An 18,758-nucleotide genomic window follows, 5' to 3' on the forward strand; every position below is an offset into this window, starting at 1 on the left:
TGTCAATGCCCGAGCCTTCCCGCCCTGATTTCATCAACGACGACCTTGAGGCAGGTGAGGACAGGTACAGCAAGAATCATTCCTGGTATGCCGGCAAGTTCCCCACCTGCCAGGAGGGCGAGAATAATCAAAAGCGGGTGGATATGGATACTTCTCCCCATAATGTAAGGGGATAATAGATTCCCCTCCAGCACCTGAATGACAACTACGACGGCAAGAGTAAACAGCAAGGCCTGAAAAGAAACCGTCAAAGCCACAACCAGAGCCGGTCCTGCTCCAAGGAGCGGACCGAAATAAGGGATAATATTCGTGACCCCCGCGACCAATCCAAGTACGAGCGGGTATGGCAGATCGATCAGCCAGAATCCAATTGTCGCAAATACACCGACAAATAAACTGATCAACAACTGTCCTCTGATATATCCGCCAAGAGAATGATTTAACTGAATAACCAGCCTTTGTGCTTCCTGGTGCCAGCTGCGGGGCAGGAGGTGGAGAAAGGCAAGACCGATTCTTTTATAATCTTTCAGGAAATAAAACGTCATAACCGGGATGACCGCCAGCAGGATGATCATATTGAAGATGCCACTCAAACCCGTGAATACGGCCATCAGTCTGGCGCTCAATCCTTCTTCGAAGGTTGTGATGGCTTGATCCAGCTTATGGTGCATCCCATCCGGAAGTCGTTCCGTATGGGCATAGTATTCCTTCGTCCATGCCTGGTATGACGCAGCAAGATCAGGCAGTTGGTCATTAAGAAGCTTTACTTGCTCCAAAAGACGGGGATACCCCTTGTAGATGCCCCAGCTCGTAAGGGAAAAGAACAGCAGGAATATAAGCAGAATTGCAATTGCCCTCCGCACTCCAACACCTTCCAGCGTTTTCACCAGTGGATGAAGTAAAAGCGAGAGTACAAGAGCAAGGACAAATGGTAACAGCACTCGTCCAACCATTACGAGTACATGATCGTAGTATGGAAACAGCCAGGCAAGAAGCAGCAGCGTAAGCAGGATGATGAATAGTATAGAGAGACGACGCAGCCATTTGGAAGAGCGGTCCGTCATGAACCTTGCTGATAGAAAATATCATTTAGCGAGCTGAGACTGCCGTCCTCTTCGATTTGGTTGATGTTCATCTTCCCGTCCTCCATTGTCAGTTCAAGACAACAAGTCCAGCAATAATACTGGTCGTTACCGATTTTGCCCAGCTGTTTTTCTTTGCAGTTCGGACACCTCATTGGTACAAACCCCTTTTTTTACCAATCAGTATGCCCGACTCTCTCTTATTCATACATTCAGCAGATTACGTACCCATTGGATCCCCTCTTCTACCTGCTTTTCTGATGGATGTGTGTGTGGTGTATGTTCAAAAATAAAAAACTTCTCTCTTCCCTGACATAAAACCTGCAGCAAATCTTTCATGTCAAAACCTCCCTGCCACTGATGATAGTCAGGGTGAATGGGCGCCCAGAAGTATGTTTCGAGTAAAGAAGTGACATTGTGCATGTGGACCACACGAATGTATGGAAGCAGCGGTTCTATGTACGTTCTCCAGTCGTTTTTGCATGCCATCATGTAATCACCGATATCAACACAGATATCCAGAGGACTAAACGTCCGGCCAGACATTAAAAACTCATGGAGATAGCGGATGCCGTCCACGGACATGTCCTGTCCAAGCTTAGGCTCACAAACGATCGGGATATCATAGGTCTTCTGAAGTTCTGCAAGGTAGGAGATCCCTTCCTCCATGGCTTGCATCGGGTTATTGTGGCTCCCTTTAAAATAAGGGAAATGGACCAGGATGTAGGAGGCTCCCGCTTCCTTTACCATTTCGACATCGCTCTTAAACCGATTCCTTCCGTCTTTCGGATCCATGGCTACTTTTTCAATCAGGTCGTATTTGCTTCCTCCGCGAAGAAGAGGTGCATGAACGCCGAACGTGCCACCCTGTTCTTTCTGTAAGCATAAAAACTGTTCCATCGATGCCCGGTCCCGAAACTCTCCGATCTCCACATGAGCGTGTCCCCATTTAAACAATTCATCGAACTTATCCGGATCCGACATGATGGTACTGCCGGACATACCAAGTGTATGACCCATCATCAATCCCGCCTTTCTACATGAAATCGTACGGGGAGAGCTGTTCCTCTTCTTCCTCTCCATTTACGTCCTGAGGTTCCTCGGACTGCAGCTTCTCTTTGAGCATGGTGTATCGGGTGTTGGTATCCGTCGTCCCGATGCCGTCCAGAAATGCTTCTTTATCTCCACAGATGATCAATGACTGCTTCGAACGAGTGATAGCCGTATAAAGTAAGTTTTTCCTGAGCATCCTCCGGTAACTTCTTACAACAGGAAGAACAACGATCGCAAACTCACTCCCCTGTGACTTGTGAATTGACGTGCAGTAGGCGTGCATGACGTTATTCAAATCCTTCTTCGGGTAGACTACCTCTTTCCCATCGAAGTCAATGACCAGCTGCTCGACACCGTCCGTATTCTCTTCTTCACGGAAAATGGCGACCACCTCTCCAATGTCCCCATTGTACACTCCGTCTTCCGGTTGGTTGACCAATTGGATCACTTTGTCCCCTTTTCTATAGGTGACGTCAAAATAAGTCAAATCCCGTTTCTGCTTATGCTTGGGATTGACCGATTCCTGAATGCTTCGATTAAGCTGATGAATCCCTACTTCTGTCCGGTACATCGGTGCCAGGACCTGAAGATCCTTCATCTCGATCCCTTTCTCCTGCGCTTTCTTCACGATGTTTGTAACGAGGTCGCTCAGCTGGTGTTCTTTAGCGGGGATGAAATTAAAATCATGCTCCTTCACAAGCGAGCGGATCGAGCAGGTATCGTTTTTGATCTCGTGCGCGAGCTGAATGATTTTCGAACCCTCTTTCTGGCGGTACACCTCCGTCAATTTAGTGGAAGGGATGACTCCTGATGCCAATAAATCCGCCAGCACCTGGCCGGGGCCGACAGACGGCAGCTGGTCTTCATCCCCGACGAGAAGCACCTGCATATTAGACGGAACAGCCCGGAACAGCTGATTCGCAAGCCAAACATCCACCATAGAGAATTCATCCACGATCAAAACATTGCCTTCCAATGGATTATTTTGATTCCTTTCAAACGAGTCGTGACCGTCCCAGCCGAGAAGACGGTGGATCGTACTCGCCGGCAGCCCTGTCGATTCGGTCATACGTTTCGCGGCACGACCGGTCGGAGCTGCTAAAACGAACGGAAACGGCTTATCACTTCCATAGTCTTCCGGATCCATAGAAAGCTCGTTCAGGCCGGCATATGTTTGGAGAATCCCTTTAATGACGGTCGTTTTCCCTGTCCCCGGTCCACCGGTAAGAATCATTAGTTTGGACTGAAGAGCTTGTTCAATCGCCTTATACTGCTCTTCTCCGTAACTGATGGCTTCCTCTTCCTCCAACTTGCCGATGAGCTTTAACAAATCCGCCTGCGTGTGTTCCGCTTCCACTTCTTCTATTTGAATGCGGTCCAAGTGCGTGCGAACCCCGTTTTCCGCAAAATAAAGCGAAGGCAGATACACACGATTTTCTTCGATGTAGACATATTTCTCTTCACCAAGATTGATGATCTGTTCAGAAAGCTGTTCAAAGGAGATGGACCCGTTCTCTCCCTGATTAAGCAGTTGTTCTACCTGTAACAGGCACTCTTCTGTCGGAAGGTACACGTGTCCCGCTCCCATGCTTTTCTGCATGATATAGAGGCAGGCAGCCCGGATCCTTGTCGGATGATCCAGAGACAGATTCTGGGCTTTGGCGATCTCATCCGCGCGATGGAAACCGAATCCTTCTACATGAAAGACGAGTTGATAAGGATCTTCCTCGATGATGGCCATCGTTTGATCTTGGAACGCCTGATAAATTTTCTGAGCAAGTTTCAAACCGAATCCATATTGGGACAGATGTACCATCACATGCTCGAATCCTTGATGCTCTTTCAGTGCGTAGTAAAGCTGCTCTGCTTTTTCTTCAGGCAGCTTCGGTACTTCCTTCAACACATCGCGATCGGAAAGGATTTTGGAAACGGCCTTCTCTCCAAGATGCTCCACGATCCGCTCTGCCGTTTTCTTTCCGATTCCATGAAAGAGATCACTGGACAAATACAGAACCAACCCGTCTTTCGTTTCCGGAAGTACACGATGATACATCTGAACCTCGTACTGCTTCCCGAACTTCTTATGATTTTTAAATTCTCCATGAAAGATATACGTCTCCCCTTCTTCGAGGGGGGAGAAATGACCTTTGATCACAAGATTCTTATCATCGAAGTCTTCGTTCGTTTCTGTCACCTTGATCGAAGCGATGGAGAACTGCTCCGTCTCCTTATGGAAGATCATCCGGGCCAGTTCCCCTTTGACATAAGGGCGTTCTTCTTCCGTTTCATTAAAAAGGGATGGTTGCATCATATGCGTCGTTCTCCTTCGTTCTACTCGTTTAGCGCTTGTTCCACTTGTCCTTTGGCGTGGGCGGCAAGCATATGCTCGGGGTTTATTTCCAAGGCTTTGGAGAAGTGTTCCAAAGCTTTTTCCGCTTCTTCTTTATGAAGAGCCACCACACCAAGATTGTAATGGGCGTCACTATGCTGTTCTTCCAATTGTAGCACATGATGCATGACCTGTTCAGCCTGTTCAATCGCTCCATTTTGGGCGAGACACAGGCCGTATTGAAACTGAATATCCACATCTTCTGGAGCGAGTTCGGAAGCCGTTAACAAATATGGAAGCGCCATTTTCACTTGATCTTGATGCAGGAAGGTCAGGCCGAGCATGAAATGGACATCAGCTTCATTCAGGCCCTTCTTTATGGCAGTAAGGAACTGTATTTGTGCCTTATTATAATCTTCCTGTTCATAATAGACATTCCCCAAACCGTAAAATGCCGTCGCTGCTGTCTCATCTAACTCTATAGCTCGATGGTAAAACCGTTCTGCCCGTTCATAGTCGTTCATATGTGTGAGCAGGTTACCAAAGTTGATATACCCCACAGGCTCTTTAGGATTTTCGTCAATTGCTTCGGTAAACAGTTTTGCGGCTTCCTCGTAATCATGGTTCTGCATGCGTTCAATTCCCTGTTTCAATTTATCCATCGTTTTTCCCCTTTCCGTTCTTTGTTTCCCATAAAAAAGCCATGTCCGTTGATGGGACATGGCCTGGTTTTATCCTACATAGGTGATGGCTGCATTTTGCTTTAATACAACATCGATAGTAGCTCCGCCGAGGCAGACATCGCCATCATACAAAACAACTGCTTGTCCTGGTGTAATTGCACGTTCCGGCTCATGGAACATGACCTTCCACGTTCCATCATCCAGCGGATATACCGTGACCGCACTGTCATCTTGACGATAACGGAATTTAGCCGTACACTCAAACGGCTCCTGAGGGACTTCCCCTCTTGTCCAATTTGCTTCAGAAGCAATCAGACCGTCGGAATACAAAGCTTCGTGATGGAAGCCCTGGCCCACATAAAGGACGTTCTTCTCTACATTCTTCCCGACAACGAACCACGGATCCCCCGCACCCCCGATGCCGAGACCTTGACGTTGTCCAAGTGTATAATACATAAGTCCGTCATGCCGGCCTTTCACTTCCCCGTCCAACGTCTCCATATTGCCGGGCTGGGCAGGCAGATACTCACTTAAGAATTCCTTGAAGTTACGTTCACCTATGAAGCAGATTCCTGTGGAATCCTTCTTCTTAGCCGTTGCAAGGCCGTGTTCTTCTGCGATTCTGCGGACTTCTTTCTTTTCCATATGTCCGAGTGGGAACAGGACTTTCTCAAGGACATCCTGAGAAAGTTGGTTAAGAAAATACGTCTGGTCTTTATTGTTATCGACACCTCGCAGCATTTCGTATGTGCCTTCGTTTTCACGCACCTGCGCGTAATGACCTGTAGCGAGATAGTCTGCACCAAGGGACATGGCATGGTCCATGAATGCTTTGAATTTAATTTCTTTGTTACACATCACATCCGGGTTCGGTGTTCTTCCTTTCTTATATTCCTCAAGGAAGTAGGTGAACACTTTATCCCAATATTGTTTCTCGAAGTTGACGGCATAGTACGGGATATCCAGCTGGTTGCAGACACGGATGACATCTTCATAGTCTTCCGTTGCTGTACATACCCCGTTCTCGTCTGTATCGTCCCAATTCTTCATAAAGATTCCTACGACATCGTAACCCTGCTCCTTTAAAAGGAGAGCGGCAACGGAGGAATCGACACCCCCGCTCATTCCTACGACGACGCGTGTATCTTTCGGTTCTTTCATTACTCTCACCTTCCTTTAGACAGTCAAACGTTTAATGATTCGACTGACTCGTCTTGCTGCTTCTACTATATTTTCTTCATCGTTCGCCAAGCCGAAACTAAAACGAATCGAATTTGTGGTTCTTGGGTCATTTTTTCCGAACATTTCCGTCAGTACATGAGAAGGCTCTACGGACCCGGCAGTGCAGGCACTTCCGCTGGATGCGGCGATGCCGTCCAGATCAAAGTTTGTCAGAAGTGCTTCTACGTTCATCCCCGGAAAACTGATGTTTACGATCGATTCCACTGTCCATTCTTCCGGACTGTTCACATGGAAATCAACCGCTCCTTCTTTCAGTGTCTCTAGAAACAGCCGTTTAAATCCTGCATATTTTTCTTTCGTAGAGCTTCTCTCCGCCTGCATGATCTCCACGGCTTTCTCCAAGCCTTTGACGGCAGGGATGTTCTCTGTACCGGCACGACGCTTCCGTTCCTGTTCTCCTCCATGTTGAAGAGACTCAAGCGGCGTTCCTTCCCTGGCATATAAAAATCCGATACCCTTCGGACCATTAATTTTATGACCGGAGACAGCAAGCAGGTCTACCGGAAGCTCGGACACATCAATATCGATCAATCCATACGCCTGGACGATATCCGAATGGAACAAAGCCTGATGATCAGCTAAAAGTGCTGCTGCCTTCTCAATAGGCTGGACAGCTCCCGTCTCGTTATTGACCATCATAATCGAGACAAGAATGGTTTCTTCTCTCAATGCTTCTTCCAAATCCTTCATCCTGATGATTCCTTGTTCATCGACAGGAAGGTAAGTCACTTCAAACCCCTGCTTTTCCAAGTGTTCGACTGCATGTAATGTAGCATGATGTTCGACCGAGGTGGTAATGATATGCTTACCCTTCCCGGAATTTGCTAAAGCAGATCCGATGACTGCAAGGTTATCCGCTTCCGTACCTCCACTTGTAAAGATAATCTCTTTCTCATCTGCCTGGATGCTCTTTGCAATAGTTCGTCTCGCCTCATCGAGAATCCGGCGTGCTTTCCGCCCGAATTGATGGACGCTGGACGGGTTCCCGAACACCTCTTCAAATACGGGAACCATCGTCTTGACAACATCCGGATGAACCGGTGACGTCGCAGCATGATCTAAATAGATAGGTTTCATTTCGTTCACTCCATCAAAGGTATTAAATATAGAACATATAGGCGTCCTGCGTCTGATCTTCCACGTGATCTTTCAAATCCTCAAGCGTTGTCGTATCGAGCACGTCTTTCACCGCATCCCTTACACGCTTCCATAACGCCTGTTTGGCCGGCTCTTCATTTTCAATGCCTTCGACGGGCGTAATCGGCCCTTCCAACACACGAATAACGTCTCCGGCAGTTATTTCATGTGGAGCCCTTGTCAACATGTAACCGCCATATGCCCCGCGGACACTTTTGACGAGACTTGCATTCCGCAGTGGCGCAATAAGTTGCTCCAAATAGTGCTCGGACAAATCATTATCCCTGGCAATCTGCTTGAGGGATATGGGCCCGTCCCCATACTTGCGTGCAAGTTCAATCATAATGGTCAGCCCGTAGCGGCCTTTGGTAGATATCTTCATAGGAATCACCTTTCATTATAAGAAACTGTAACCACTTCTTCGCTTGAGGAAGGGTATAACCGACAAATGTACCTAATAATAACGCGATGAATACGGTACCCAATCCTACAGGTCCGCCGAGGGCGAAACCGAGGACAGCGACTGTAATCTCAATTCCATTCCTTACGGTTGAAACTTTCCAGCCGGTGGCATTTGTAAGGAGCAGCATAAGGCTGTCCCTCGGTCCTGCACCTATCTCGGAAGATACATATACACCGACCCCGAGGGCCGTGATGAACGTACCACCGGCAAAAACGATAAGCTGGAAAAGTAAAGACTCGGGCTCAGGCAGAACCCAGTTGAAAAAATCAATAAATACGCCGATCAACACCATGTTCAACACGGTACCGATCTGCGGCAATTTCTTTTGGGCGACAGCGCTCAATAAAACAATGATAAGTCCGGCAATGATTGACCATGTCCCCACAGTTAATCCGAACTGTAAAAACAGACCATAGTGAAATACGTCCCATGGTCCGATTCCAAAGTCCTTGACTTGCATCGTCATAGAGATACCGAGGCCCAGGATGACTAATCCGATTGCGAAGAAACTCCAGCGGAGAACCGCTTCGTACTTCGTCTTTTTCTTGTTGCTCACACGTCATCCTCCTCTCTCTATTATACCAAACGCTATTATAGCATGGATGGCAACCCTCTTGCATTTTATACGGAATCATTCTACGCTTACCATTACAATGAGAAGAAGGAGACTGAACAATGAGTCAACAACCACTCGCATTCCGCATGCGTCCATCTAATATCAATGAAATTATCGGTCAGCAGCATCTGGTAGCCGAAGGTAAAACGATCCACCGCATGGTAACGGCAGGAAGACTCGCTTCGATGATCCTCTTCGGTCCGCCTGGTACAGGGAAGACGTCCATGGCAACAGCATTGGCCAAGAGCTTACGCATTCCGCATAAATTATTGAATGCTGTGACAGATAAGAAGAAAGACATGGAGATTGCTGTTGAGGAAGCCAAAATGCACGGACAGCTCGTGCTGATCCTCGATGAAGTACACCGTCTGGATAAAGCGAAGCAGGATTTTCTCCTTCCTCACCTGGAGAGTAACCGTTTAACACTGATCGGCTGCACAACGAGCAACCCATACCATTCGATCAACCCGGCAATCAGGAGCAGATGCCACCTTTTCGAACTTCATTCCTTAACAGAGGAAGATGTGAAAACCGCTCTGGAAAGGTCCATCAACGACGAAAACCAAGGACTCGGTCATATGAACATCTCTGTCACCGATCAAGCCCTTGATCACTTTGCTGCTGCGTCGAACGGGGATCTGAGGTCCGCTTTAAACGGTTTGGAGCTTGCCGCCTTTTCTACACCGGAAGACGAAGCAGAAACCGTACAGATCACGCTGGAAGTGGCGGAAGAATGCATGCAGAAAAAGAGCTTCTCTCACGATAAAGACGGGGACGCCCATTATGATGTCCTGTCCGCCTTTCAGAAATCGATACGCGGGAGTGACGTAGATGCATCCCTTCATTATTTAGGCCGTCTCATTGAAGCCGGTGATCTAGACAGTATAGCCAGACGTCTCGTGGTCATCGCCTATGAAGATATCGGTCTCGCAAACCCCCAGGCAGGGCCGCGCGCACTCGCTGCCGTAGAAGCCGCTGAACGAATCGGATTTCCCGAAGCAAGAATACCGCTGGCGGTAGCTGTAACGGAGCTTGCTCTTTCCCCGAAATCCAACAGTGCTTATAAAGCGCTGGATGCAGCTTTGGCAGATATCCGGGCCGGCAAGAGCGGGGACGTACCTGCCCACCTGAAAGACTCCCACTATAAAGGGGCACAAACGCTCGGGCGGGGAATCGACTACAAATACCCGCACAACTATGAAAACAGCTGGGTCAATCAGCAGTATCTACCAGACAAATTGAAAAACCGTACCTATTACGAAGCGAAACGGACAGGGAAATTCGAACAGGCACTGGAGCAAGTCAATAATAAAATAAAGAAACAAAAATCCACGTGAGTATAAACGGCTGCCTTGTTGGCTACACTACTATTAAATCTGACAAACTATCAGCTTACCGATAAAGTTAGGAGTGGTGTAGATGCCTAAAGTAAGGCAGGATGCCTGGTCTCATGAAGATGATTTATTATTAGCAGAAACGGTGCTTCGTCATATCCGTGAAGGAAGCACTCAGTTACGTGCCTTTGATGAAGTCGGCGACCTTTTAAACCGTACGTCTGCCGCCTGTGGTTTCCGTTGGAATGCAGAAGTACGCCAAAAGTATGAACAAGCAGTAGAACTAGCGAAGAAACAGCGGAAAGAAAAGAAACGGAATGAAGCGAAGCAGCAAGTGGAATACCCGCAGCCTTCCCGTTCTGTTCCGGAAGAGAAAGAAGTGGCCGAACACCATGCCTACACCTATACAGAACCGCTGGAACAAGCGATTCCCGGCCCACGTAAAGACGACCTTAACCTAACAGATGTTATCCGTTTCCTGGATACTCTTCAAAAAGAAACGTCCGCTTCCGGACCAGTTCAACAACAGTTGAATCAATTGGAGGCACAGAACGAAGAATTGATGGAACGGAACAATCAACTGTCACGTCAACTAGAATCGATGTCAGAGGATTACCAGGCATTGATACAGATCATGGACCGCGCAAGAAAAATGGTTCTATTCGACGAGCAGGATGCTACTTTCAAACCGCAGTTCCGAATGGAGAAGAATGGAAATCTGAAGAATGTAGCCCGCTAGGATAATAAAAAAGGCTCCGAGCATTTAAATGCCCGAAGCCTTTTTATTATGTAAAAATTCTCTCGTAAATCCTATAACACAATAAAAAAATCAATCCCAATCGTGCCGTCGCATCATGAGTTTTGAACCTGCTCCTGGCAGGTGGGTGCCCTGCTCCACATTTCTTGCGTCCTCCCATCAGTGATGGTTATGAGGCTTGCATTCCATGTGGAAACGCCAGGCTCCCGATTCAAAAATGTTAGGTCAAAACGTACATTAGAGCAACGTACACATCAGGATTGATCTCTTTAATTGTAATGTTATCTTAGCATATATCCATTAGCTAAGCAAGAAGGAAGAAACAGTTTTACTCAGCTCATTTATCCGAGCCGGATTCTTTCAGCTGCAGATGAAGTTCTTCCAATTGCTGGGTGCTTACTGCCCCTGGTGCATCTGTCAATGGATCTTGAGCAGATGCCGTTTTAGGGAATAGAATCGTGTCACGGAGATTGGTGCGTCCGGCAAGAAGCATGATGAGTCTGTCCAATCCAAAAGCGATTCCCCCGTGTGGAGGAGTCCCGTACTCTAAGGCTTCCATAAGGAATCCGAACTGTTCATCCGCTTCTTCTTTCGTGAATCCTAGTACTTCAAACATTTTTTCCTGCATTTCCTTCTGATAAATACGAAGGGAGCCGCCGCCTAGTTCGTATCCGTTCAGTACGATATCATATGCTTCCGCTTTGACGTCCTGCGGATGCCCCTGCAATCGATCCACGTCTCCGTTTTCAGGCATCGTGAACGGGTGATGGGCTGCATAGTAACGACCATCCTCTTCATCGTACTCGAACAGCGGCCAATCTGTTACCCAAAGGAAGTGGAACTTGCTTTCATCAATTAAGTTCAAGGAACGTCCCAATTTCAAGCGGAGCGCACCGAGGCTGTCTTGAACAACCGATGTTTTGTCCGCTACGAACAAAAGAAGATCTCCTTCTTCTGCTTCCAGCGCTGCGCTTAGGGCATCTGCTTCCTCATCACCAAAGAATTTGGCGATCGGCCCGTTGAACGCACCTTCTTTCACTTTTAACCAAGCAAGCCCTTTAGCGCCGTATACTTTGACGTCCTCTGTCAACTTATCAATGTCCTTGCGGGAGAAATCGTCCGCTTTTCCTTTCACATTGATTGCGCTGACTTGTCCTCCGGAAGCTACAGCACTGCTGAATACTTTGAAACCGGAATCTTTCACAAGTTCAGAGATATTGACCAGCTCCAGGCCGAAACGTGTATCCGGCTTGTCGGAACCAAAGCGCTCCATTGCTTCATCAAACGGCATGCGCAGGAAAGGCGTCTCTATATCCAATCCCTTTACTTCTTTCATGACGTGCTTCATCATGCGCTCCGTCATACTCATGATTTCATCTTTGGACATGAACGAAGTTTCGATATCGACTTGGGTGAATTCGGGCTGGCGGTCCGCTCTTAAATCTTCATCACGGAAACAGCGGGCAATCTGATAATACTTTTCAAAACCAGCCATCATCAGCATCTGTTTAAACAGCTGTGGAGATTGAGGCAGCGCATAAAACTGCCCTTCATGAACACGACTTGGAACGAGATAATCACGTGCTCCTTCCGGTGTACTCTTCGTCAACATCGGCGTTTCCATATCCAGGAACTCTTCCCCGTCCAGGAAGTTCCGGATGGCATTCGTTGTCTGAGAACGAAGACGGAAAGTATCCTGCATTTCCTTACGACGAAGATCTAAGTAGCGGTATTTCAAGCGAAGATCTTCCGATACATCCGTTTCATCTTCAATCATGAACGGTGGGGTTTTCGCTTTATTTAAAATGTTGACCTCTTGAACCGCCACTTCCACTTCTCCGGTTCCAAGATTTTTATTGACGGTTGCTGACTCACGGGCGACGACCTGTCCTTTCACTTCCAGGACGAATTCACTGCGTACTTCTTCTGCCGTCTTCAGCGCCCTCTCTGAAGTTGCCGGATTGAAGACGACTTGAACGATACCGGACCTGTCGCGGAGATCGATGAAAATCAATCCACCTAAATCTCTTCGTTTCTGTACCCATCCTTTTAACGTAACTTCCTGACCTATATGATCTTTCCTTAATTTACCGCCATTCGTTCTTTCCATGTCATTTCCCTCCAGCCAGTTTGGATTGCATATAACGGACGACTTCCTCAAGCGCTATTTCTTTCTGCTCGCCGGTCTCCATGTCTTTCACATTGATGACTTGCTTTTCCAGCTCCTGATCACCGATGACTAATACATAACGGCTCCCAAGACGATCGGCAGCTTTAAACTGCCCTTTCATTTTCTTCCCTAGATAATCTTTGTCCGCCTGTAAACCGTTCAAGCGCAGCTCATTCGTAATTCGAACGGATTCCTTTTCGGCCTCTTCTCCCATAGCGACAACGAAGCAATCCATCCCCTGCTCCACCGGAAGTTCCACCCCTTCTGCATCCAACGCCATAAGAAGGCGCTCGATACTCATAGCAAAACCGATTCCGGAAGTTTCAGGACCTCCTACTTCCTGAACAAGTCCCGTGTAACGGCCTCCTCCACTGAGGGTGGTGATCGCACCGAAACCGTCAGCCTCACTCATGATTTCAAAGGCTGTATGATTATAATAATCAAGACCACGAACAAGATTCGGATCGATCACATATTCAATCCCCATAGTATCCAGGTGTCCTTTAACACGTTGGAAATAATCTTTCGAATAATCGTTTAAATAATCCAGGATGGATGGTGCCGTGGCCATCGCCGGATGATCTCTGTCCTTTTTGCAGTCCAATACGCGGAGAGGATTCTGATCTAACCGAAGTTGGCAATCCGAACATAGTTCTTCTTTGTGAGGTTCGAAGTGCTCCACCAGTGCTTGTCTGTGAGCTTCTCTGCTTTCTTTATCTCCGAGACTGTTCAAGACGAGTTTCAACGACTTCAAGCCAAGCGTCTTATAGGAGTTCAAAGCAAGGGAAAGGACTTCTGCATCTATGGCCGGGTCGTCAGAGCCGAGTGCTTCAATGCCGAACTGAACGAATTGACGCTGTCTCCCCTGCTGCGGACGCTCATAACGGAACATCGGCCCCATATAGAAGTATTTCGTCGGCTGGTTCGGAAGACCGTACACTTTGTTCTGGACGAAGGAACGCACGACGGAGGCTGTCCCTTCCGGTCTCAGTGTGATACTCCTGTCGCCTCTGTCCTGGAAGGTGTACATTTCTTTCTGTACGATATCCGTGCTGTCCCCGACACCTCTTTGAAACAACTCCGTGTGTTCGAAAATAGGTGTCCGGATTTCTTTATAATTAAAGCGTCTGCATAGTTCTGTCAGCTGTTGTTCAACAAACTGCCATTTTTCTACGACACCAGGCAAAATATCCTGGGTGCCTCGTGGGGCATTGATAGCCATGAAAATTCCTCCTTCATACGTTACAAACCATTTTTAACCATTAAAAAACCCGTCCCTTTTTCCGATATAGGAAAAAGGGACGGGTTACTACCCGCGTTGCCACCCTGATTGAAGCATGAAGCTTCCACTCAAAACAGTTAACGCCTGTGTACGTCTGTACCTACTTGGTCTTTCGATACAGCACCTAGGAAACGTCTTTCATCCGATCATAACGGGGGGTGTTCTTTCAGCCTAGGGAACACCTTCTCTGTCCGCATGGGAAAGGGTTACTCTTTTCCTCAATGGTTTTACGATTCGCTTTTGAATTGATTACTATCATATAGTTTCCTTCATTCCAATGTCAAGTTATCTGTGGCAAATAATTTGTTTAAATCTATCGAAAGACGGAAGGATAATCCAATTCACTGTCGAATAATGTGTGATGTATACTTTTAACAGGAGGTGTAAGTATTTGAAGAAATGGCTATTTGTCATGGTTGTTATCCTGACAGCGGCCCTATTTCAGGGAAATGAAACTGTCTTTGCAGATCAGGCCGTCATTCAAACGGATAATATGAATGTACGATCCGGACCTGGAACCAACCATGATTCCATAGGAAAAGTCCATACCAATGAATCCTACACCATCGTCGATAAAAAAGGCGATTGGTTGAAGATCAAATGGAATGGCAAAACAGGATGGGTCGCAGCATGGCTCACAAAAGTGAAAACGGATAGTGCTTCTCCCGGAGGTACCGTCTACACCACCAAGTATGACTACTTGAGGATACGTTCCGATGCAGGTTTAAACGGAACGATCAAAGGTCACTTGATGAAGGGGGATCAGGTACAGGCACAGGATAAGACCGGAAAATGGGTCCTTATCACTCACAGTGGAATCAAAGGCTGGGTCCACAGCGATTACCTGACGACCAAATCCGTTAAGAAAGAGTCCTCAAGCGCGACTGGTTCAAACAGCTCCGACCAAACTGTCAAAGGAAAAGTGAAGGTCGGCACGGACGTTTTGAACGTAAGGAGTCAGGGCTCCCTGCAAGGAAAAGTGTTAACCCAGATTCAAAGAGGTCAGACATATGAATACATAGGCGAACAAAATCGTTGGATTCATATTAAATGGGGAAACGGAAAGACAGGATGGGTAGCAGGGTGGCTGGTTAACAAAGTAGAGGACAACTCCAGTACGAAAGCCGATACCTCTATTACATTGTCTTATAACGGGACAAATATCCGCAGCGGTCCTTCAACAAATGACAAGATTCTTGGAAGGGCTCATAAAGGGGATCAATTCCAGGTTCTTTCCAAAGAAGGACAGTGGTACAAGATCAGCTACAGCGGAAAAACCGCCTACGTAGCCGGTTGGATTGTCGAAGAAAGCGGTAAAGGAAGCCAAACAGCAACACCAGTCTCCTCCGGCAGCCTGAACGGCAAAACTATCATGATCGATGCTGGTCACGGCGGAAGAGACCCCGGCGCTATCGGGAGAAACAACAGCTTGGAGAAAAACCTTACATTAAGCACAGCTCAAAAATTGAAGAACCAGTTGGAGAGTAAAGGGGCAAAAGTATTAATGACACGGACGAAGGATGAATATATTTCCTTGTCCATCCGTTCCTATTATGCAAAACGTTCCGACGCTGATGCATTTGTAAGCCTGCATTTAAACAGTGCGCCATCCGGAGTAACGGCGAGAGGAATCAACACGTTCTACTATCATTCGAAAGATAAGGGACTGGCTACCTCCGTACAAAACTCTGTCGTAGATTTTACCGGTTTAAACAACAGGGGAATTTTGAACGGGAACTTCCACGTACTTAGAGAGAATAATAAACCTGCCGTTTTGGTAGAATTGGGATTCATCTCTGATGCCCGCGAAGAACAGACCGTGCGCACCAATCAATACCAGGAGAAAGCAAGTCAAGGAATCACTCAAGGCCTTATCAATTATTTTAAATAAGCAAGGTCAAAAAAGCGCCGGAGCATCTAGCTCCGGCGCTTTTTCCTCATCTTTCTTTACTGTCGATAATCAAGGTTACCGGCCCGTCATTCGTAAGCTGGACATTCATCATTGCTCCGAATTCGCCTGTCTCAACCGGAATGCCCTCCTGTGTGACCATCTCATTAAAGGTTTTATATAACGGTTCTGCCAACTCCGGTTTTGCAGCACCCATAAAATTAGGTCTCCGTCCTTTGCGGCAGTCACCATATAAAGTAAATTGGGAAATCGACAACATTTTCCCCTCTACATCCATTAATGAATGATTCATCTTCCCATTCTCATCTTCGAAAATCCGGAGATAAGGAATTTTCTTCGCCAAATACCTGGCATCTTCCTCTGTATCCTCCTGAGTAACGCCCAAGAGGACGACAATTCCCTGTCCTACTTGTCCGATCGTCTCTCCAGCCACTTCCACAGAAGCTCCGGAGGTACGTTGTATAACTGCCCGCACTCCATTCACCTCATCTTCTTTTACTGCATAACACGACGCACTGTATATACTTCCTGTATCTGCTTAATCCGTTCAACAATTTTTCTTAAGTGATTCGTATTTTGTATCAAGATGGTGATATGGATCGTAGCCATCTTGTTGCGGTCCGATTTCCCGGAAACGGCTGTTATGTTCGTTTTCGTTTCGTTGACAGCCTGAAGCACTTCATTTAGAAGCCCTCTGCGATCATAGCCCCAAATTTCAAGGTCAACGTGATACTGTTTCGAATCGGTAACCGACATTTCCCATTTGACAGGAAGCAGCCTAGGCTGTGCTTCTTCCGTCTGCACATTCGGACAATCCGTCCGGTGCACAGATACACCACGGCCTTTCGTTATATATCCGATAATTTCATCACCGGGTACCGGGTTACAGCACTTGGATAATCGAACAAGGAGGTTGTCCACACCTTCCACACGTACGCCTGAATCACGCTTTCCGACTTTCGGTGGTGTTTTAATCTCCGTGGTACTAACGTCCGCAAGGGTCTGTTCCAGGTCCTGTTCCTTCTGCTGACGTTTTCTGATTTTCTCCGTCAGGCGTGTCGCTATTTGAGCTGCTGTGATTCCCTGATAACCGACAGCGGCGAACATGTCTTCCTCGTTTGCAAAGTTAAACTTCTCAGAGACACGCATCAGGTTCTCCTGTGTGTAGACGTCTTTTGGCTGGATACCGAAATTACGGATTTCTTTATCGACAAGCTCTTTCCCTTTCGCTATATTTTCATCCTTCTGCTGTTTCTTGAAGAATTGTTTAATCTTATTTTTAGCTTGGGAGGTCTGTGCTAGCTTAATCCAGTCTTTAGACGGGCCGTAGGCATGCTTGGATGTCATGACATCGACAATATCTCCTGTTTTCAATTCATAGTCAAGCGGCTCCATTTTACCGTTAACCTTCGCCCCTATTGTCTGATTGCCGACTTCCGTGTGGATGCGATAGGCAAAATCAACAGGTACAGAACCCGACGGGAGTTCAATAACATCTCCCTTCGGTGTGAACACATAAACCATATCCGAAAATAGATCGACTTTCAGAGATTCCATAAATTCTTCTGCATCATGCGTTTCATTCTGCCATTCCAGAATCTCACGGAACCAAGTCAACTTCTCTTCAAATGACTGTTCTGCCGCACTTTGTTTGCCTTCTTTGTATGCCCAGTGAGCCGCAATTCCGTATTCGGCTATCTCATGCATGTCATGTGTGCGGATCTGCACTTCCAAAGGATCACCTTTTGGACCAATTACCGTCGTATGCAGAGACTGGTACAAGTTCGGTTTAGGCATAGCGATATAATCTTTGAACCTTCCCGGCATCGGTTTCCAACACGTATGGATGATACCTAAGACGGCATAGCAATCCTTAATGCTTTCTACGGTAATTCTAACGGCTAACAAGTCATAGATTTCGTTGAACTGCTTATTCTGCAGAACCATTTTCCTATAGATGCTGTACAAATGCTTCGGTCTTCCGTTTAAATCCGCTTGGATGTTCACATCATCCAACTGCGTCTGTATTTCGTTAATTACTTCCTCAATATAATGTTCGCGTTCATTACGCTTTTGCTTCATCAAGTGAACGATTCGATAATACTGCTGCGGGTTCAAATAACGGAGGGCCGTGTCTTCCAGCTCCCACTTAATTGTAGAAATTCCTAAACGATGCGCAAGCGGTGCAAAAATCTCCAATGTCTCATTCGAGATCCTGCGCTGCTTCTCCGCAGGGAGATGCTTCAATGTCCGCATATTATGAAGGCGGTCGGCTAGTTTGATCAGAATAACACGGATGTCCTTCGCCATCGCAACGAACATCTTCCTGTGATTCTCTGCCTGCTGCGCTTCCTTGGACTTATATTTGATTTTACCAAGCTTTGTGACTCCGTCCACCAGCATAGCCACTTCAGTGTTAAATGCATCGCCGATTTCTTCCAAGGTAATATCCGTATCCTCCACCACGTCGTGAAGAAACCCACCAGCAACAGTTTCCGGATCCATTTCCAGATTAACTAATATCCCTGCTACCTGAATCGGGTGGATAATATAAGGTTCTCCGGATTTCCTGAATTGATTGCTGTGGGCTTTCTCGGCGAATTCGTACGCACGACGAATAAATGCCAGATCTGACTCATTCAAATACTGACTTGCTTGCTCTATGACTTCTTCTGCAGTTAGAACTGTATCTTTGGCCATT

At 47.0% G+C, this 18,758-nt stretch carries 16 protein-coding genes, 1 other RNA gene and 1 other annotated feature; of the genes, 3 read left to right on the top strand and 14 right to left on the bottom strand.

All coding sequences use genetic code 11. The features are described 5' to 3' along the window. Positions 1 to 2 precede the first annotated feature (2 nt). The 9 genes from M662_RS12395 to M662_RS12430 all read right to left on the bottom strand — a co-directional run bounded on the left by M662_RS12395 (position 3) and on the right by M662_RS12430 (position 8,545). Positions 3 to 1,064: an AI-2E family transporter gene (locus M662_RS12395; protein ID WP_026577182.1), complete on the bottom strand. Its 1,062-nt coding sequence runs from the start codon at positions 1,062 to 1,064 to the stop codon at positions 3 to 5. Then, positions 1,061 to 1,237 carry a hypothetical protein gene (locus M662_RS19475; protein ID WP_201029303.1) on the bottom strand — a complete coding sequence of 59 codons (177 nt, stop codon included), beginning with the start codon at positions 1,235 to 1,237 and terminating at the stop codon, positions 1,061 to 1,063. The genes M662_RS12395 and M662_RS19475 overlap by 4 nt, the downstream gene beginning before the upstream one ends. A 49-nt stretch (positions 1,238 to 1,286) precedes the next feature. Beyond that, the gene (locus tag M662_RS12400) at positions 1,287 to 2,105 is read right to left on the bottom strand and encodes a sugar phosphate isomerase/epimerase family protein (protein ID WP_236096516.1); all 819 of its coding nucleotides are present in this window, start codon (positions 2,103 to 2,105) and stop codon (positions 1,287 to 1,289) included. Positions 2,106 to 2,118: 13 nt separating this feature from the next. Next, positions 2,119 to 4,446 carry an SF1B family DNA helicase RecD2 gene (gene recD2 / locus M662_RS12405; protein WP_026577180.1) on the bottom strand — a complete coding sequence of 776 codons (2,328 nt, stop codon included), beginning with the start codon at positions 4,444 to 4,446 and terminating at the stop codon, positions 2,119 to 2,121. 20 nt (positions 4,447 to 4,466) lie between these two features. Beyond that, positions 4,467 to 5,126: a tetratricopeptide repeat protein gene (locus M662_RS12410; RefSeq protein ID WP_026577179.1), complete on the bottom strand. Its 660-nt coding sequence runs from the start codon at positions 5,124 to 5,126 to the stop codon at positions 4,467 to 4,469. A gap of 69 nt (positions 5,127 to 5,195) precedes the next feature. Further along, the gene (gene mnmA / locus M662_RS12415; protein WP_008639510.1) at positions 5,196 to 6,308 is read right to left on the bottom strand and encodes a tRNA 2-thiouridine(34) synthase MnmA; all 1,113 of its coding nucleotides are present in this window, start codon (positions 6,306 to 6,308) and stop codon (positions 5,196 to 5,198) included. Between the two features lie 15 nt (positions 6,309 to 6,323). After that, positions 6,324 to 7,466, bottom strand: coding sequence for a cysteine desulfurase family protein (locus M662_RS12420; protein WP_008639509.1), 1,143 nt, complete (start codon positions 7,464 to 7,466; stop codon positions 6,324 to 6,326). A 22-nt stretch (positions 7,467 to 7,488) separates the two neighbouring features. Further along, positions 7,489 to 7,908 carry a cysteine metabolism transcriptional regulator CymR gene (cymR, locus tag M662_RS12425; protein ID WP_008639507.1) on the bottom strand — a complete coding sequence of 140 codons (420 nt, stop codon included), beginning with the start codon at positions 7,906 to 7,908 and terminating at the stop codon, positions 7,489 to 7,491. Continuing rightward, entirely contained in the window at positions 7,862 to 8,545 is a 684-nt protein-coding gene (locus tag M662_RS12430) for a YczE/YyaS/YitT family protein (RefSeq protein ID WP_008639503.1), read from the bottom strand. The genes cymR and M662_RS12430 overlap by 47 nt, the downstream gene beginning before the upstream one ends. A gap of 119 nt (positions 8,546 to 8,664) precedes the next feature. On the opposite strand from M662_RS12430, the gene M662_RS12435 reads away from it, so the two are divergent. Both M662_RS12435 and M662_RS12440 read left to right on the top strand, forming a co-directional pair. Continuing rightward, the gene (locus M662_RS12435; protein ID WP_026577178.1) at positions 8,665 to 9,942 is read left to right on the top strand and encodes a replication-associated recombination protein A; all 1,278 of its coding nucleotides are present in this window, start codon (positions 8,665 to 8,667) and stop codon (positions 9,940 to 9,942) included. Positions 9,943 to 10,024: 82 nt separating this feature from the next. Continuing rightward, complete coding sequence (locus tag M662_RS12440; protein WP_026577177.1) at positions 10,025 to 10,678, top strand: RsfA family transcriptional regulator; 654 nt, start codon at positions 10,025 to 10,027, stop codon at positions 10,676 to 10,678. Positions 10,679 to 10,767: 89 nt separating this feature from the next. Here M662_RS12440 and ssrS read toward each other — a convergent pair. From ssrS to hisS, 3 genes are all read right to left on the bottom strand, one after another. Next, positions 10,768 to 10,960, bottom strand: a non-coding RNA gene (ssrS, locus tag M662_RS12445) — 6S RNA. 73 nt (positions 10,961 to 11,033) lie between these two features. Then, the gene (aspS, locus tag M662_RS12450; RefSeq protein ID WP_008639498.1) at positions 11,034 to 12,806 is read right to left on the bottom strand and encodes an aspartate--tRNA ligase; all 1,773 of its coding nucleotides are present in this window, start codon (positions 12,804 to 12,806) and stop codon (positions 11,034 to 11,036) included. Position 12,807: 1 nt separating this feature from the next. Then, positions 12,808 to 14,088, bottom strand: a complete 1,281-nt coding sequence (hisS, locus tag M662_RS12455; RefSeq protein WP_026577176.1) for a histidine--tRNA ligase — start codon at positions 14,086 to 14,088, stop codon at positions 12,808 to 12,810. A gap of 72 nt (positions 14,089 to 14,160) precedes the next feature. Next, positions 14,161 to 14,379, bottom strand: a binding site (T-box leader). Positions 14,380 to 14,539: 160 nt separating this feature from the next. Between hisS and M662_RS12460 the strand changes: the two genes are divergently transcribed. Next, on the top strand, positions 14,540 to 16,039 hold the full coding sequence (locus M662_RS12460) for an N-acetylmuramoyl-L-alanine amidase family protein (RefSeq protein ID WP_026577175.1): 1,500 nt from the start codon (positions 14,540 to 14,542) through the stop codon (positions 16,037 to 16,039). Between the two features lie 46 nt (positions 16,040 to 16,085). Here M662_RS12460 and dtd read toward each other — a convergent pair whose 3' ends face one another. Both dtd and M662_RS12470 read right to left on the bottom strand, forming a co-directional pair. Then, positions 16,086 to 16,532, bottom strand: a complete 447-nt coding sequence (gene dtd / locus M662_RS12465; RefSeq protein WP_026577174.1) for a D-aminoacyl-tRNA deacylase — start codon at positions 16,530 to 16,532, stop codon at positions 16,086 to 16,088. Positions 16,533 to 16,552: 20 nt separating this feature from the next. Further along, the gene (locus tag M662_RS12470; RefSeq protein WP_008639490.1) at positions 16,553 to 18,757 is read right to left on the bottom strand and encodes a RelA/SpoT family protein; all 2,205 of its coding nucleotides are present in this window, start codon (positions 18,755 to 18,757) and stop codon (positions 16,553 to 16,555) included. Position 18,758 lies beyond the last annotated feature (1 nt).

The sequence above is a fragment of the Bacillus sp. SB49 genome (assembly GCF_000469135.2).
Taxonomy (GTDB): domain Bacteria; phylum Bacillota; class Bacilli; order Bacillales; family Halobacillaceae; genus Halobacillus.

What these genes read in the sequence shown, in the direction of transcription:
- M662_RS12395 (WP_026577182.1), bottom strand. Translation starts at nt 1,064, where the DNA reads ATGACGGACCGCTCTTCCAAATGGCTGCGTCGTCTCTCTATACTATTC.
- M662_RS19475 (WP_201029303.1), bottom strand. Translation starts at nt 1,237, where the DNA reads ATGAGGTGTCCGAACTGCAAAGAAAAACAGCTGGGCAAAATCGGTAAC.
- M662_RS12400 (WP_236096516.1), bottom strand. Translation starts at nt 2,105, where the DNA reads ATGATGGGTCATACACTTGGTATGTCCGGCAGTACCATCATGTCGGAT.
- recD2 (WP_026577180.1), bottom strand. Translation starts at nt 4,446, where the DNA reads ATGATGCAACCATCCCTTTTTAATGAAACGGAAGAAGAACGCCCTTAT.
- M662_RS12410 (WP_026577179.1), bottom strand. Translation starts at nt 5,126, where the DNA reads ATGGATAAATTGAAACAGGGAATTGAACGCATGCAGAACCATGATTAC.
- mnmA (WP_008639510.1), bottom strand. Translation starts at nt 6,308, where the DNA reads ATGAAAGAACCGAAAGATACACGCGTCGTCGTAGGAATGAGCGGGGGT.
- M662_RS12420 (WP_008639509.1), bottom strand. Translation starts at nt 7,466, where the DNA reads ATGAAACCTATCTATTTAGATCATGCTGCGACGTCACCGGTTCATCCG.
- cymR (WP_008639507.1), bottom strand. Translation starts at nt 7,908, where the DNA reads ATGAAGATATCTACCAAAGGCCGCTACGGGCTGACCATTATGATTGAA.
- M662_RS12435 (WP_026577178.1), top strand. Translation starts at nt 8,665, where the DNA reads ATGAGTCAACAACCACTCGCATTCCGCATGCGTCCATCTAATATCAAT.
- M662_RS12440 (WP_026577177.1), top strand. Translation starts at nt 10,025, where the DNA reads ATGCCTAAAGTAAGGCAGGATGCCTGGTCTCATGAAGATGATTTATTA.
- aspS (WP_008639498.1), bottom strand. Translation starts at nt 12,806, where the DNA reads ATGGAAAGAACGAATGGCGGTAAATTAAGGAAAGATCATATAGGTCAG.
- hisS (WP_026577176.1), bottom strand. Translation starts at nt 14,088, where the DNA reads ATGGCTATCAATGCCCCACGAGGCACCCAGGATATTTTGCCTGGTGTC.
- M662_RS12470 (WP_008639490.1), bottom strand. Translation starts at nt 18,757, where the DNA reads ATGGCCAAAGATACAGTTCTAACTGCAGAAGAAGTCATAGAGCAAGCA.